We start from the raw sequence: 14,527 nt of genomic DNA, 5'->3' as shown, positions 1-14,527 counted from the left end.
TACTAAAATTTTATGGTGTCAATGATTTGCTGATGAATAAAGTCGTACAGGATTAGTTGGAAAGTTGAAATGTTAACCTGTTTAAAAGAAGAGTCTATAGGAAAGCGCCAGGTGCCGCGTGATTCAATTCTGCCCAGCAACATGCCATTATTTATACTACCGCCTGTGGGCACCTTGTAAATAGTAGCCGTTGGCCAGATAATTGTGTGTTTGTTGATCCACTCCAGTTGAAATGCCGTGTGCAGTGGGTTGCTTCGAATGGAAACCGTGTAATTTTCCTTTTTCGTTTGTTTTATTATTTCGGGTAATGGTTTTTCAGCAGCCGGTTGCAGCAAGGGTTGAACCGGGTACCTGGGTATAGCCATCCAGGCCACTATAATGCCAACAGGCAACAGCACCGCCCAGGCTGTCCATATTTGCAAATGTCTTCTTCGTAACTGTTTTATCATATTTTTTAGGCTTAATGCTTAATGCTTAATGCTTAACGCTGAATACTGAACGCTCAATCACTCGTTGGGCTTGCATTAAGCGTTTTGCGTACAGCGTTTCGCGTTCCGCGTTCAGCGTTTCGCGTTTTAATCCATTTCTTCAATAACAGGGGCCAGAACACTATTACACCGGGCATGATGATAATGCGGAATCCGATGCCGCTGCCATGTGCGCCTTCATCGATTGCATCTACTCCTTTTATTACAAACGGAATGGAAAACAGCAGTCCGCACAACAGGTAAATAACTATCAATATCAATACTATTGTAATAACCATGGCGATGTTATTGAGTGCAACGATCTTATTGCAAAGCAACTACATAAATAAAACCGGGAATGTCGGGTGGTTGACGGAGGGGGAGAGGATTAATACAAATGTCTGAAAAAATGGTGAATGCCCGCCCGGATGACCCGGTCGGACGGGGTCAATGGTGAATCGTTCACGCAGCCGCTTGCTGAGGTTCTTAAATGCACAACAGGGGTCGCGAAGCCTATGATGAGCATGCGTTTCATGGTGAATGTGTTTGTTTTTTATTATGCCACAGATACAGTTCTGCTGCGCACAGCATCCCTGCTATATTTAACTAAGGCCTTCAATTACGCGGTAACTAATTCTTTTTGAACACCTGCTACTTTCAATACCTCCTGTAAAATATGATCACCCACCCGTAATGCATTGGCTGCAATGGTTAATGAAGGATTAAAGGCGCCGCAGCTGGGAAAGAAACTGGCATCCACTACATACAGGTTTTCCAGGTCGTGCGTTTTGCAATTCAGATCCAGTACACTGGTGTGCGGATCGGTTCCAAAACGCAGCGTACCATTCTGGTGGCTCATGCCACTGATATCAAGATCGTATCCTGCCCACTGCATATCTTTAAAACGATTGTCGAGTTCGCCCACCTGCCGCATCACTTCTTTCAGTTTTTCTTTTAACCGTTCGTAGGCTGTATAATTATTGCGGTGATAATATACTTTGATGCAACCTTCGTTTGTTATAGTTACGCGATTTTCGGGCGAGGGCAGGTCTTCGGCCGTGAGCCAGAAATCAAGGGTCATTTGTTTTAATTGCGAATAGGGCATACCGGGATAAATTTTTTCGGCCAGCCAAAGAATGGTATCAGGATCATTTCGGCCCATCAACTGAATTTCGCCTAACGGAAATTCGCTGTCATGGGCGTTATGATAAAAGTCTGCCAGGCCCAGGCTTTTCTGAAATACACAATCATTAACAGGTTCTTTGGTGAATGCTACCAAACAGCCATTGTGATGCAGCATTAAATTTCTGCCTACCTGGCCCGACGAATTGGCCAACCCGTTGGGGTGTTTATCATTGGCGCTTCGCAGCATGAGCGCCGCACTGTTTACGGCGCCACAGGCAATGAACACCAGATCGGCATGAAACACTATTTGTTCACCCTTTACATCAGCAACAACTTTTGTAACACGCGTGCCGGTTGTGTTGGTATCGAGTTTTTGTACATAGGCATGCGTTATCAGTGCTACATTTTTATGCTGCAGGGCGGGCCGCAGGGCCATCACCTGACCGTCGGCCTTGCTGTCGGTAGGATCGGGGAAGCCATCGAAATTCTCCAGCATTACAGGCGCTTCGGTTTGTGTAAAATCCTGAGGCAGCTTTATGCCCATGGGCAAAGGAAAGGGTTGTAAACCGATTTGTTCAAGGTGGGCGTTCAGCTCCCGGATCAATGGTTCATACGATAATGGCGGTAATGGATATTCGCTGCCGGCCGGCGGTTCGGTAGGGTCAATGCCTCTTTTGCCATGCACGCTATATAGTTTTTCAGCTTGTGTATAGTATGGCTCATATACCGAATACGGTAAAGGCCATGCCGGTGACAGGCCGCCAAAATGTTGTACTGCTGCAAAATCACTTTCGCGAAACCTAAACATAGCGGCGCCATACATTTTACTGTTACCGCCTACATTATAATGAATGAAGGGTTTAAAAGGCTTATCATCCTGGTCGTACCAGACATCATTGGGCCGGTAGCGTCCCTGCGTTACCACTTCGTGCGCATCCCAGTTCTCTTTTTCTTTGGGAATGAAGCCGCCTCTTTCGAGTATCAGGATCTTTTTGCCACTGGCAGCTAATTTATACGCCATCGTACTGCCACCGCTACCGGTTCCGATTATAATGATATCGTAATGGTTATTCATGATGAAATATGTTTGATGAGTATGTAACTGCAAAGAGAATACAAAACGGAGGGGAGTGATGTCGCGTGGTTGACGGTTGAAAGGAAAAAAGCTTTATGATTTTAGTAAGCCATACTCTTTTATTACACGTAATATTTCTGCTACACCCCATGCCTGCGCTACACATCCTTTGGGGCGATGAGGCGGATCGGCATCAAAAATTTCGGCAATGCTGCCAATACATCCTTCCTGCAGGTGATAGAGAAAGTTGTTTATAACTGTTCGTGCTTTATTGCCCGAACCATCCAGTTTCATAATAACATCAATATAGGCGCCGAGCAGCCAGCTCCAGGCGGCGCCCTGGTGGTACGAGGAATCACGCTTGTACGAATCGCCCTCATATACACCAACATACCGGGCGTCGTTGGGCGACAAACTGCGCATGCCCACCGGCGTATATAATTTTTCTGTTACAATCGTATATATTGCTTCGGCTTTGCTTCCTGTTATTAATGGAAAAGGCAAACTGATGGCTAAAAGCTGGTTGGGACGAAGTGTAGCATCGGGGTTGCTGTGTTCATCTATACCATCGTACAGGTAATTGCCCCTGGCATACCAGAATTTTTGCAGAAAACTTTCTTTCGCTTTGGTGGCGTTGATACGAACCTGTGCAGCATCATCCAGCTGATCGTTTAACTCAAGCAAGTGAGCAAAAATGTTCAGTGCATTATACCATAATGCCTGTACCTCCACAGGCTTACCCATGCGGGGCGTAATCACCCGGTTGCCAATCTTTGCATCCATCCAGGTTAGCTGATAGCCTGCTTCTCCTGCATATAATAAGCCATCATCAGCTGCATGAATATTATATCGGGTACCCCGGTAATGCCAGTCGATAATATCTTTTAAAACAGGTAGCAGCTCAGTTATAACAAATGCAGTATCGTTTGTTGCCTGCAGGTATTTGTAAATGGCTATAAAATACCAAAGGGTTCCATCTACGTTGTTATACTCAGGTGGTTCGCCGTTATCCTGGAAACGATTGGGCAACATGCCCTGGCTTGTGTTTTTTGCAAAAGCCAGTAAAATTTTCCGGGCATCTTCATAACGGCCGGTTGATAAACACAATCCGGGTAACGATATCATGGTATCACGTCCCCAATCGGTAAACCAGTGATAACCGGCGATGATGGTGGCGGCCTCCCGGCCCGGGTCGGAGATAGTTCTTTTTACAATGAACTGATCGGCTGCTAACAGCAATTGCTGTAGTGTTTCGTTTTTGGGTTGATTTTGTAATAATGATTGTTTGCGTATTTTTTCCTGTTCAAATAATGCATGTGCATTTTTGCTATGCGGGTCATCGGTTGAAATGATAATTCCCAATGAATCGCCTTGTTTTAATGCCACGCTGAAACGGCCATGGGTATACAGATCCTCTATATAATCGAGTCCGCGATATTGCTCTGTGCTGTAATGAAAATTATAAAACCAGCCGGCATTGGCTTGCCAGGTAGCACCGGGAATTTTAATAAATATGTCGGGTGTTCCATTATATGCATTTGCTTTGTAAATGCCATTGTTAAAAGATGCCTGCGAATGAATGGCCCCATTGGCGTGCATCAGGTTGTGATATCCTCTTACAGCTAATAAAGGCAATAATTCAAGGGTGAAGGGCTGATTGGCCTGTAGCACATCATATATAACAAGTACAGTATTTTCGCCATGCACCATGGCAATGGTTTTTTGTAGTTGAATGCCACCTGCTTCATAAAAAAATGTCGGGAAGTAATCTTTCGTAAACCCGGTTACATAATTAAATCCGTTGGGATGGGTAACAGATCCGTAGTTGTTTGTACCCAATTCAAACTTCTTACCATCGCTGGTAATCGTTTCATCGAGTTTTGAAACAAGTACCATACGATCGGCTGGCGGAACAACGGCAGCAACCAGTAATCCATGATACCGGCGGGTGTGGCAATGGATCACTGATGAGCTGCTCCATCCGCCCAGACCGTTTGTTTCGAGCCATTCGTGGCTGATGGCCTCGTTGTAATTTTGCAGTATGGAAGTTGGGAGTGAAAGCATGAGAGTTGAATAGTTGTTGATAGGTTGATAAGTTCACATCGGTTCCATTACCGGTTGCTTTGCGTTTTCGAATAACGCCACCCTGTTAATGAGCTCTGCTATTACGCCTGTCCAGCCTGTTTGATGCGAAGCGCCAACTCCGCGGGCAGTATCGCCATGGAAATATTCAAAAAATAATACCAGGCTGCTGAAGTGCGGATCATCCCGATAGATAGTGTAATAATCATTTACCGGGCGATGACCGTTTGCATCTTTTTGAAATATCGAAATCAACCGTTTTGAGATTTCATGCGCCACTTCATCTATTGTCATCGTATTGCCCGATCCTGTAGGAAATTCTACTTTACATTCTCCTCTGTAATAATGGCAATATTGTTTCAAAGCCAGTACGATCAGGTAATTCATGGGCATCCACACGGGGCCGCGCCAGTTGCTGTTACCGCCAAATAAGGATGTATTACTTTCGCCCGGCTGGTAATTCAACCCAAATTCCTGACCGTTTATATTTATCGAATAGCCCTGTTCGTGGATCTTTGAAACAGACCGGATGCCCCCTTTGCTTAAAAATTCCTTTTCGTCGAATAATGATTGCAGTAATTTTTCCAGTCGCGGCCGGGGTACCAGCGATAATAATAAATCATCATGCTCTTTTAAATCTTCGATCACCAGGTACTGCCCATTGTCTTCGCGGTATTTCTGGAACCATTTTAACCGCCGATGGAACTCGGGAACTTTTTCAAGCAGGTCTTTTTTCAATACCAATACGGCAAATAAAGTAGTTAATCCCACCAGGCTGCGTATTTTCAAAGGAATATACCTGCCATCGGGCAGGGCCAGCACATCATAAAAGAAACCTTCTTCTTCATTCCAGCTGCCTGTCCAGTTTTCGCCTATGCGGTTTAGTGATTCTGCTATATATACAAAGTGCTCGAAGAATTTGGTAGTTACATCTTCATAATTGGGGTTGTATTGAGCGATCTCGAGCGCCATTTCGAGCATGTTCAAACAATACATCGCCATCCAGGCAGTGCCGTCGGCCTGTTCGAGCGTGCCGCCACCGGGAATCGTATTGCTGCGATCAAATACACCAATATTATCCAAACCCAAAAAACCGCCTTCGAATACATTATTTCCTTTATGGTCTTTACGATTTACCCACCAGGTAAAATTGATGAGCAGTTTCTGGAATACTTTTTCCAGGAAATCAATATCGCCTTTGCCGGTTCTGTCTTTTTCCATTTTGTATACCTGCAAACAACTCCATGCATGTACAGGTGGATTTACATCGCCGAATGACCATTCATAGGCCGGCAGTTGTCCATTGGGATGCATGTACCATTCCCGTAAAAACAAAATGAGTTGTTCTTTGGCAAACTGCGGATCGATCATGCTTAACGGAACACAATGGAATGCCAGGTCCCAGGCTGCATACCAGGGATATTCCCATTTATCGGGCATGGAAATAATATCTTCATTGTTCAGGGTATGCCAATGCTGGTTGCGACCCGTTTTCCTGCTTTCAGGCGGAGCGGGCTGGTTGTTATCGCCCTGCAGCCACTTCGGAATATCTATGTTAAAATATTGTTTGCTCCACAACATTCCGGCAAATGCCTGTCGCTGAATATTGCGCAATTCTTCGTTATCGGTAGCTGTTATATCATCATAAAATTCATTGGCTTCGTGATGACGTTGCTCAAACAGCGCATCCTGCTCGTCAAAAGGATTATAAAGAGCTTCTTTACTCAGGCGAAGCTGAATGGTAACAGTAGCATGCGCAGGAATATTGAATTCGTATAAAGGAGCGAATTTGGTTCCTTCTTTCTTTTCTTCGAGCCAGTCGAAGCGTTGTTGCTGTATGGCTGTATGAAAAGCATCTTTTACATAGGGCGATGTATTGGGAACGCCATATAGTCTTTCCGTATTCGTTTCATTTTCTGTAAAAAGGGTATGAACGGGGTTTTCGAAATAAAAATGATATGTGCCCGGTTGATCATGTTGAATTTCTGCAACGCCAAAACCGTCATTGTTTTCTTTTAACCGTATGACCGGTTTTTTCTTCATCAATCCAAAGCTCCACAAATTGCGCAGCCAAAGCGTTGGTAAAACGGCTATGAAGGCAGCCTCACTGGCCCGGTTATGTATAGTGATGCGAATGGCTATATCTTCTATATCATGCTTTGCATATTCAGTAAACACATCGAAGTATCTGCCATCATTAAATAAACCGGTATCGGGCAACTCATATTCATTTTCATATTTCGACCGGTTGCGGTTGGTGTGTACCAGATCGGCGTATGGATAAGCGGCCTGCGGATACTTATACAAATGTTTCATGTAAGAATGGGAGGGCGTATTGTCAAGGTAATAATACAGCTCTTTCACATCCTCACCGTGATTGCCTTCGTTGCCGGTTAATCCAAAAAGCCGCTCTTTCAATATCGGGTCTTTACCATTCCATAATGCGATGGCAAAGCAAATTCGTTGCATATCATCGCTGATTCCGGCAATGCCATCTTCACCCCAGCGATACACCCTGCTTCTGGCATGATCGTGCGGGAAATAGTCCCACGCATTGCCATGCGGACTATAATCTTCACGCACCGTTCCCCACTGGCGTTCGCTGAGGTAAGGCCCCCATTTCTTCCACGCCGCATTTCGCAGGCGTTGTTGTTCTGTGTTCATGGAGTGAGTTTTAAGTTCTGAGTTCTGAGTTTTGAGTTCCGTGTCTTGCGCCTTGATACTTTACCCATTATCTTCAAATCCCGGGTACAACGTCATGCCACCGTCGACAAACAGGGTAGTGCCATTTACATAATCCGCATCATCACTGGCCAGCCATACAGCGGCTTTGCCTACATCTTCAACCTGGCCAATGCGTTTTTGCGGAATGAGTTTTAACAGGTTTTGCAAATGGGTAGATGTATCCCAGGCATCATGATTTATGGGTGTTTGAATAGCGCCGGGTGCTATGCTGTTGATACGAATTTTTTTAGGAGCGAATTCCTGGGCAATGGTTTTCATCAGCAAATTCACGCCTCCCTTTGAAGCGGCATAATTGGCATGCCCTGCCCATGGTATTAATTCATGCACACTGCTCATACAAATAATTTTACCGGCCGATGCTGATTTGCCATTCACCCCTCTGCGCAAAAACTCGCGAATGGCTTCCCGCGCACATAAAAATTGCCCGGTAAGGTTAACACTCAGCACAAAGTTCCATTGTTCCAGCGTCATTTCTGTGAACGGCGCATCTTTTTGTAAGCCCGCATTGTTTACAAGTATCTCTACAGTCCCGAATTGTTTAATTACATCGGCAAACATGTTCATCACCTGGTCTTCTTTGCTCACATCGCATTGGCAGGAAATGGCTTTTCCGCCATCGCTGGTAATAGACGCCACTACTTCATCGGCCATTGACCGGCCTGTCAACATAGGATAATTGACTACTACTGTAGCGCCGGCCTTTGCTAATTCACGGGCGCAGCCAGCGCCAATGCCACTGCTGGCGCCGGTTACAATGGCTACCTGGCCCTGTAATTTTTTTTCCATGTTATGTTTTTTAACGGGTTATAATAAGGCTGCCCTAACTGTGGGTAAAGCAGATTGCTTTTTATGTGTTTCAATGGTTTGCCCGGATCAGGGTGATCTCAAAATCTGTAATTGCTGACGATGTTTGCTTTTCGTGTTCTGCGATCAGCGTTTAGCTTTAATTCCAGGCTATTGGGTTGTTTAATTCAATGTGTTTGCGGTTGTAGAAAAGTAATCCTGAATCGCGTAATTCATTGAATAAAACATTTACACTTTGGCGTGAAGTGGCAATTACATTGGCAATATCGGTATGGGTAAGATAATTGTTTAAAATAATTTTATCGCCTATTCGGTTTCCATCGCTACGGGCCCAGTTTTTTATAAAACTTATCAGTCGCGATTTGGCATCTCTGAATACAAGGTCGGCATGACGGATTTCCATTTTTTTGAGCTTGTTGTTCATCATATTGGCATAGTGTATAGCCATCAGCGGATTTTCCTGCAATATTTTTTTAAAATCCACCACATTAAAAAAGCAAACGATGGTATTGGCAGTTAATGCTTCTGCAAACTCATCCATGGCAGTAGCGCATTCCAGGCTTAAATCGCCAAAAATATCCGGTGCGGTTAATATATCTTTAATGAGTTCATTGCTGTCATCACTCAGCTCAGCAATTTTAATTTTACCTTGTATGAGCAGGTAAATTTTACTATAGGTGCCTTCGCCATAATTAACCGTTTGCCCGCGATAAACCGTATTTACTTTTACCATCGAGCAGGCGTCTTTAATTATTTGCTCACTTACGTGGGCGAACAATGGATGATTTTTCAGATAAACATATTTAATTTCTTCCGGCATGATCGTACGTTTAAAAAGTTTATAATGATGGTTGAATGGTTTAATTTTTACCGTTGATCAGCGCTACTGTAAGTCTTTCGTGCATTACAGATGAGGGAATGATCCAGGGTTTTAAAGACATTTCGTGACCCTTTTTGATATATAAAAAGCCTTCAAGGTCAGCCAGCGGAGCTTCCATTGAACAGGCGTCTTCTATTTCATGCGCTGTTTGCCGGGAAAAAGATCCAAAGTGCGCTTCGAAATATTTTTTTAAATCTCTTCTCATTTTGGTTGGTTTTTAACAGTTTGTTGCTAATGGTTTATTCGTTCGTTGTTAAAATGGCATTCTCGATTTTTGAGATCAATACATTTTTGGGTGTTAATCCAATGGCGTGATCGATGACCCTGCCACCTTTAAAAAAAAGTATAGTGGGTAATTCCATTACACCATATTCTTTTCCCAATGTTGTTTCAGTTTCTACATCAACTGTATAGAAGTTGGCTATGTCCTTGTACATTTTAGCCAGATCCATATACACTGGTTCAATAATCTGGCAGGTTCCCAACCAGCTTTTTTTGAACTGTACAATTGTTAAGGCCATATTTTCTATTACGTATTTTGTAAAATCCTGCTTGGTAACTTCTTTATACATATCAGTAAAATTTTTCGGCATACTATTTAAAGGGCCAACGGGGTGCCAGTATATTTTAATGACCATAAAAACCGCTGAAACCCTTTGCTGTACTGCATTATAAAATTCGGACCGATATGTTTTTTGCTGGTGAGACCGGAAAAATTTCCCAACAGGTTGGGAGTTTCCCAATATGTTGGGAGAAAATTTTGGGAACAGGCCAAAACCAGAACAACCGGTAGAAAATAATTTGCGTGGTGAAAAAAAACTGAATTGTTGGGTTCGAATGAACCATTGCTTCGTAAAACAATTAAACAGAGATTGACATTACGTATGACAACAGCATAAAAATAATAGGGGCGATTACCGGTGTGGGAGCAGTTCAATAGGTAGTCAAATAAATCATCGTGATTTTTTGACTATTTTTTCCGTTCAATGCCCAGTTTTTTCATTCTTGCTTCGAGCGTGGTGGGATTTAGTCCTAATATTTTAGCGGCACCTTTCTCGCCGCTTACTTTCCATCCGGTTTTGTTTAATACAGCTATAATATGGTCTTTTTCAATATCATCCAGCTTTTGCGCGGCAGGTTGACCGTTGGTTCGTTTTTCGGCAGGGATCCATTCTCCAAATTCAAGGGTATTACCACGGCTAAGGATGAGTGCCCGCTCAATAATATTTTCAAGTTCACGAATGTTACCCGGCCAGTTGTATTCCATCAGGGCATCTATAACTTTGGCCGGTACATTGGTGATCTTTTTACCAATCTTGGCTTCATATTTCTGACAGAAATGTTTTATCAGTAAAGGAATATCCTCTTTACGTTCACGGAGTGGCGGGCTGACGATCGGAAAAACATTTAACCTGTAATACAGGTCTTCGCGAAATTCCTTTTTTTCAATGGCCTGCTCCAGATTACGATTGGTGGCCGCAATAACGCGCACGTTTACTTTAAGGGTTTTGGGATTACCCAACCGCTCAAATTCGCCTTCCTGCAATACACGTAACAGTTTGGCCTGTAATTCAACCGGCAGTTCACCAATTTCATCAAGGAATATAGTGCCGCCGTCGGCGAGCTCAAAGCGCCCGATCCTTTTTTCCATGGCGCCGGTAAAAGCACCTCTTTCATGACCAAACAATTCACTTTCGATGAGATTGGCAGGCAGGGTAGCGCAATTCACTTTTATCAGAGGCCGTTTACTGCGGTTGCTGATATTATGAACGGCACGTGCCAGCAGCTCTTTGCCGGTGCCCGATTCGCCTATGATCAACACCGTGGCATCGGTAGTAGCTACCTGTTCAATTTGTTGAAGTATTTTTTGAAAGTTCCTGCTTTTGCTAACAATATCATCGAAGTTGTTGGTGAGCCTGATCTCTTCCTGCAGGTATTTGTTTTCGGCTGCCAGTTGGTTTTTTAATTGCTCTATTTCCTTCAGGTGTTTTGCCAGTTCTTCATTGGCTTTTTCGAGATTCTTTTGCGCTTCAATTCTTTCAATTTCTGCGCCTGCACGGGCCGCAAATATTTTCAGGATGGCTGTTTGATTTTGTTCCTTCGTCATAGGCATCCGGTCGAAAGCTGCAATATTGCCAATTACCTTACCGGTTGATGGACTATAAATTGGCACTGCTACCCATGACTGAATACCTTTTTCGCGGGGGAAAGATTTTTCCAGATCGGTTGCGCAAAAAAAATCCTTGCCCTGCATCACTATTTCGCAAGGTGTTCCTTTCGTATCATATTCTATATTTTCCAGCACTTCCTGATTGTCAACATACGACAACATTCTTAAACGGGTATTGTCGCCATTGGAGCATTCTACCACCATGGAATATCGTACATTGAGGGTAGCTGTTACAAACCTGGTTAATTCGCGAAAATAGTCTTCGCCGGTAACCCCCGCTGTTCGTTCAGAAATAGTACGTAACAGTTCTTCTTCAAGACGACGCTTTCGAATATCACGTACTGTACTGCAAAAATATTCAACGCCATCATGCTCAATAAAGTTATTGGTTACTTCAACGGGATATAAATGTCCATCTTTACCACGGTGCTCCGTTTCAAATATCTGCTGACCGCATTGCCCTGTTTCTATCCAGTTATCATTCCACTCTTTTAAAGTTAACGTGGGATTCAGATCAAATACCGTCATGTTTAATAGCTCTTCTTCACCATATCCGGTTTCTTTGCCGGCGGCTTCATTTACGCGAATAAAGGCGCCGCTTTTATTCAGCCAGTACACCTGGTCGCGCAAATTTTTAAGGGTGGTATGATATAATTCAATTTCATTGAGGCGCAGTCGTAATTCTTCATTTTTATTTTGGAGGGCTTTGTCGGCCTGCATGCGCTCTATTTCGGCGCCTACACGGGCGGCAAAGATCTTTAAAACTGGTAACTGGTTTTTTTGTTCCGTTACGGGCGATGGATTGGAAATGATAATGTGCCCGATAGGTTTTCCCGATACACTGCTATAGATTGGTACACCGGTAGCAGCCTCGATGCCCTGCGACGCCGGAAAATGTTTATACACTTCCTTCGACATAAAAAATGCATTGCCCTGTAATATCACTTCGCAGGGCCGGCCTTTTGTATCGTATTCAATATTATCAATAACCGTATCGTGATTTACGAGGCAAAGTGTTCTTACCTGGGTACTGCCTTCCTGTATGCATTCGGCTATCAGCGCAAATTGCATATTCAGCGCCCGGGTAAAGTTTTTGCACAATTCAACCAGGAAGTCTTTGCCTGTTATTCCCGAGGTGGCTTCCGAAATAGTTTGCAATAACCGTTCTTCGATTTTTTTTTGGCTGATGTCCCGAACAATGCTGCAACTGAATTCTTCTCCGTTGTATACTATGAAATTGCCGGATATTTCAACATCGTACAGGTGGCCTTTTTTATGACGGTGCTGTGCTTCGAAGGTAATTTTCTTTGCTGTTTTTAATCGTTGCCAGAATTGCGGGAAGTTGGCAACAACAGGCGAGGGGTTTAAATCGGTAACATGCATTTGGGTCAGTTCTTCGGGCGAATAGCCCGAAAGGCTGCAGGCCATATCATTTACCTGTATAATGTTACCGGCAGCATTTACCCAAAATACTGCTTCCTGCAGGTTTGCTACGGTAAAATGATAAAGCTGCAGTTCCTGTTCAAAATCCATGTTGGTTAAATGACGCATCAGGCACTATGTACTATAAAGGTACTAATATCAAATGTAATAGCCTTTTAAGTGGTAAATTGTCGGGGGAACGACATTCCCGGGGCAGGAAATTAATGGTATATTTTAAATGCAATAATTTTCTTATGGCCTATAGCGAAGCATTAGCCAACAGGATACGGCAACGGCTTGCCGCTCTTCCCAATATGAAAGAAAAGAAAATGATGGGCGGACTTACTTTTATGTATAATGGAAAGTAGGTGTCTTTTCCATCAGACTTTTCCGGTCGCCGGTCCACCAGTTTTCCGGGGTAAACTGGATGATGTGTTCTATTCCGTCATTATCAATGCTGTACCGGCGAAGGCAGCCTTCAGCTACGAAGGCATGGAATTTCCAATATTCTCCTTCCTGAAGGAGGTATTGATGCTTGCGTATTTTTTTGATTGTACAGGCGGCCGCGATCACTGACCAGTCATAATCGGTGAGGGAGACTTTTTGAAGCAGGTATTCTTTGAAGCCTTGCAGATATTTGACATTTTCACGCGAGGTCGTCAATAATTGTATGATTAGGTTTCGGCAAATGTACAATATTCTGTTTTGATAGTTTGAGAATCGGAAGGCCTTTTGGTTGTCATATAAAAATATCAGTTACTATACCCCCTCTCCCCGTAAATAACAGGAAATATTAAAGGATATTTTTTGTCCTTTTATATGATACATATCATTCCCTGCCTTTTTATTATATCATACATTTGCCCGATTTTATCGCTACCGCTGTAATCTGCTTCAATATGCAATATCTTCTTTTGCCATTTCGGATAATTTACAAAATATACTACTTCTTGTTCTTTGTATTATCACTGGTTGTTTTATACCCGGTTATTTATTATTTGCTTGCAGAACCAAAACGTTTCCCGAAGGCCTTTGTCGTAATGAGATGGCATGCCTACATCCTGATGATTTTTGCCGGTGCCCGGCTTAAGGTAAGCGGAGTTGAAAATATTCCAAAAGAAGGCGCCTATATTATTTGTCCGAATCACAGTTCTTTTCTTGATATTTTCTGTCTTTATTCCATATTCCGCAGGTACTTTGTTTTTACAGGGAAAAAAGAAATTGAGAAATGGCCTTTATTCCACATTTATTATACCTCCGGAATGAATATTCTGGTTGACCGGACAAATAAATCAGGTGATTTTAAAGCCATGAAAAGAATGTCACAAGAAATTGATAGAGGTAATCCCCTGATGATATTTCCGGAAGGCACTATTTCCAAAAAAGCCCCCAGGCTGGCACCATTTAAATCAGGCTCTTTTGCCATAGCGATTCAAAAACAAATACCGGTTCTTCCGGTAACATTTGTCACTAATTGGAAGCGCCTTCAGCGAACTGGCATTTGGAAAGGAAAAGCAGGGCCGGGAATAGCCAAAGTAGTTATACATAAACCCATATTTACAACCGGGTTGCGTAAAGAGAACATTACTCAACTGCAAAGCACTGTTCAAGCCATTATTAATGGGCCGCTATCAATTTATCAAGAGGTGGATTGAAGTTTTAGCATGGCCGTTTAGTTCACAGGAGATTTGAAATTGTTTGCAACAAACTGATATAATTAAATGCAAAAAGCGCATAAACTTTTATGTTTATGCGCC

12 protein-coding genes are annotated in these 14,527 nt (G+C 43.2%); 1 reads left to right on the top strand and 11 read right to left on the bottom strand.

What is annotated here, in order from left to right; translation table 11 throughout:
• Positions 1–2 precede the first annotated feature (2 nt).
• The 11 genes from AC59IL_RS35230 to AC59IL_RS35180 all read right to left on the bottom strand — a co-directional run bounded on the left by AC59IL_RS35230 (position 3) and on the right by AC59IL_RS35180 (position 13,433).
• Positions 3–449, bottom strand: coding sequence for a hypothetical protein (locus tag AC59IL_RS35230; protein ID WP_496556951.1), 447 nt, complete (start codon positions 447–449; stop codon positions 3–5).
• A gap of 53 nt (positions 450–502) precedes the next feature.
• Positions 503–766 (bottom strand): hypothetical protein, encoded by a 264-nt coding sequence (locus tag AC59IL_RS35225; protein ID WP_496556950.1) that lies wholly within the window; start codon positions 764–766, stop codon positions 503–505.
• 320 nt (positions 767–1,086) lie between these two features.
• Positions 1,087–2,667, bottom strand: a complete 1,581-nt coding sequence (locus AC59IL_RS35220; protein ID WP_496556949.1) for an FAD-dependent oxidoreductase — start codon at positions 2,665–2,667, stop codon at positions 1,087–1,089.
• Between the two features lie 93 nt (positions 2,668–2,760).
• On the bottom strand, positions 2,761–4,731 hold the full coding sequence (locus AC59IL_RS35215) for an amylo-alpha-1,6-glucosidase (RefSeq protein WP_496556948.1): 1,971 nt from the start codon (positions 4,729–4,731) through the stop codon (positions 2,761–2,763).
• Between the two features lie 33 nt (positions 4,732–4,764).
• The gene (locus AC59IL_RS35210; protein ID WP_496556947.1) at positions 4,765–7,413 is read right to left on the bottom strand and encodes an MGH1-like glycoside hydrolase domain-containing protein; all 2,649 of its coding nucleotides are present in this window, start codon (positions 7,411–7,413) and stop codon (positions 4,765–4,767) included.
• Positions 7,414–7,473: 60 nt separating this feature from the next.
• Positions 7,474–8,280, bottom strand: a complete 807-nt coding sequence (locus tag AC59IL_RS35205) for an SDR family oxidoreductase (RefSeq protein ID WP_496556946.1) — start codon at positions 8,278–8,280, stop codon at positions 7,474–7,476.
• Between the two features lie 157 nt (positions 8,281–8,437).
• Complete coding sequence (locus AC59IL_RS35200; RefSeq protein WP_496556945.1) at positions 8,438–9,118, bottom strand: Crp/Fnr family transcriptional regulator; 681 nt, start codon at positions 9,116–9,118, stop codon at positions 8,438–8,440.
• A gap of 40 nt (positions 9,119–9,158) precedes the next feature.
• Complete coding sequence (locus AC59IL_RS35195; RefSeq protein WP_496556944.1) at positions 9,159–9,383, bottom strand: hypothetical protein; 225 nt, start codon at positions 9,381–9,383, stop codon at positions 9,159–9,161.
• A 34-nt stretch (positions 9,384–9,417) separates the two neighbouring features.
• Complete coding sequence (locus AC59IL_RS35190; protein WP_496556943.1) at positions 9,418–9,750, bottom strand: thioredoxin family protein; 333 nt, start codon at positions 9,748–9,750, stop codon at positions 9,418–9,420.
• Between the two features lie 398 nt (positions 9,751–10,148).
• Positions 10,149–12,899 (bottom strand): sigma-54-dependent Fis family transcriptional regulator, encoded by a 2,751-nt coding sequence (locus AC59IL_RS35185; RefSeq protein ID WP_496556942.1) that lies wholly within the window; start codon positions 12,897–12,899, stop codon positions 10,149–10,151.
• Between the two features lie 219 nt (positions 12,900–13,118).
• Entirely contained in the window at positions 13,119–13,433 is a 315-nt protein-coding gene (locus tag AC59IL_RS35180; RefSeq protein WP_496556941.1) for a Crp/Fnr family transcriptional regulator, read from the bottom strand.
• Positions 13,434–13,669: 236 nt separating this feature from the next.
• Here AC59IL_RS35180 and AC59IL_RS35175 point away from each other — a divergent pair, with 236 nt between their 5' ends.
• A complete protein-coding gene (locus AC59IL_RS35175; protein ID WP_496556940.1) occupies positions 13,670–14,425 on the top strand; it encodes a lysophospholipid acyltransferase family protein in 756 nt (251 codons plus the stop codon).
• Positions 14,426–14,527: the final 102 nt, after the last annotated feature.

The sequence above is a fragment of the Niastella sp. sgz303648 genome (genome assembly GCF_059587045.1).
This window is presented reverse-complemented; position numbering and strand designations above follow the sequence as displayed.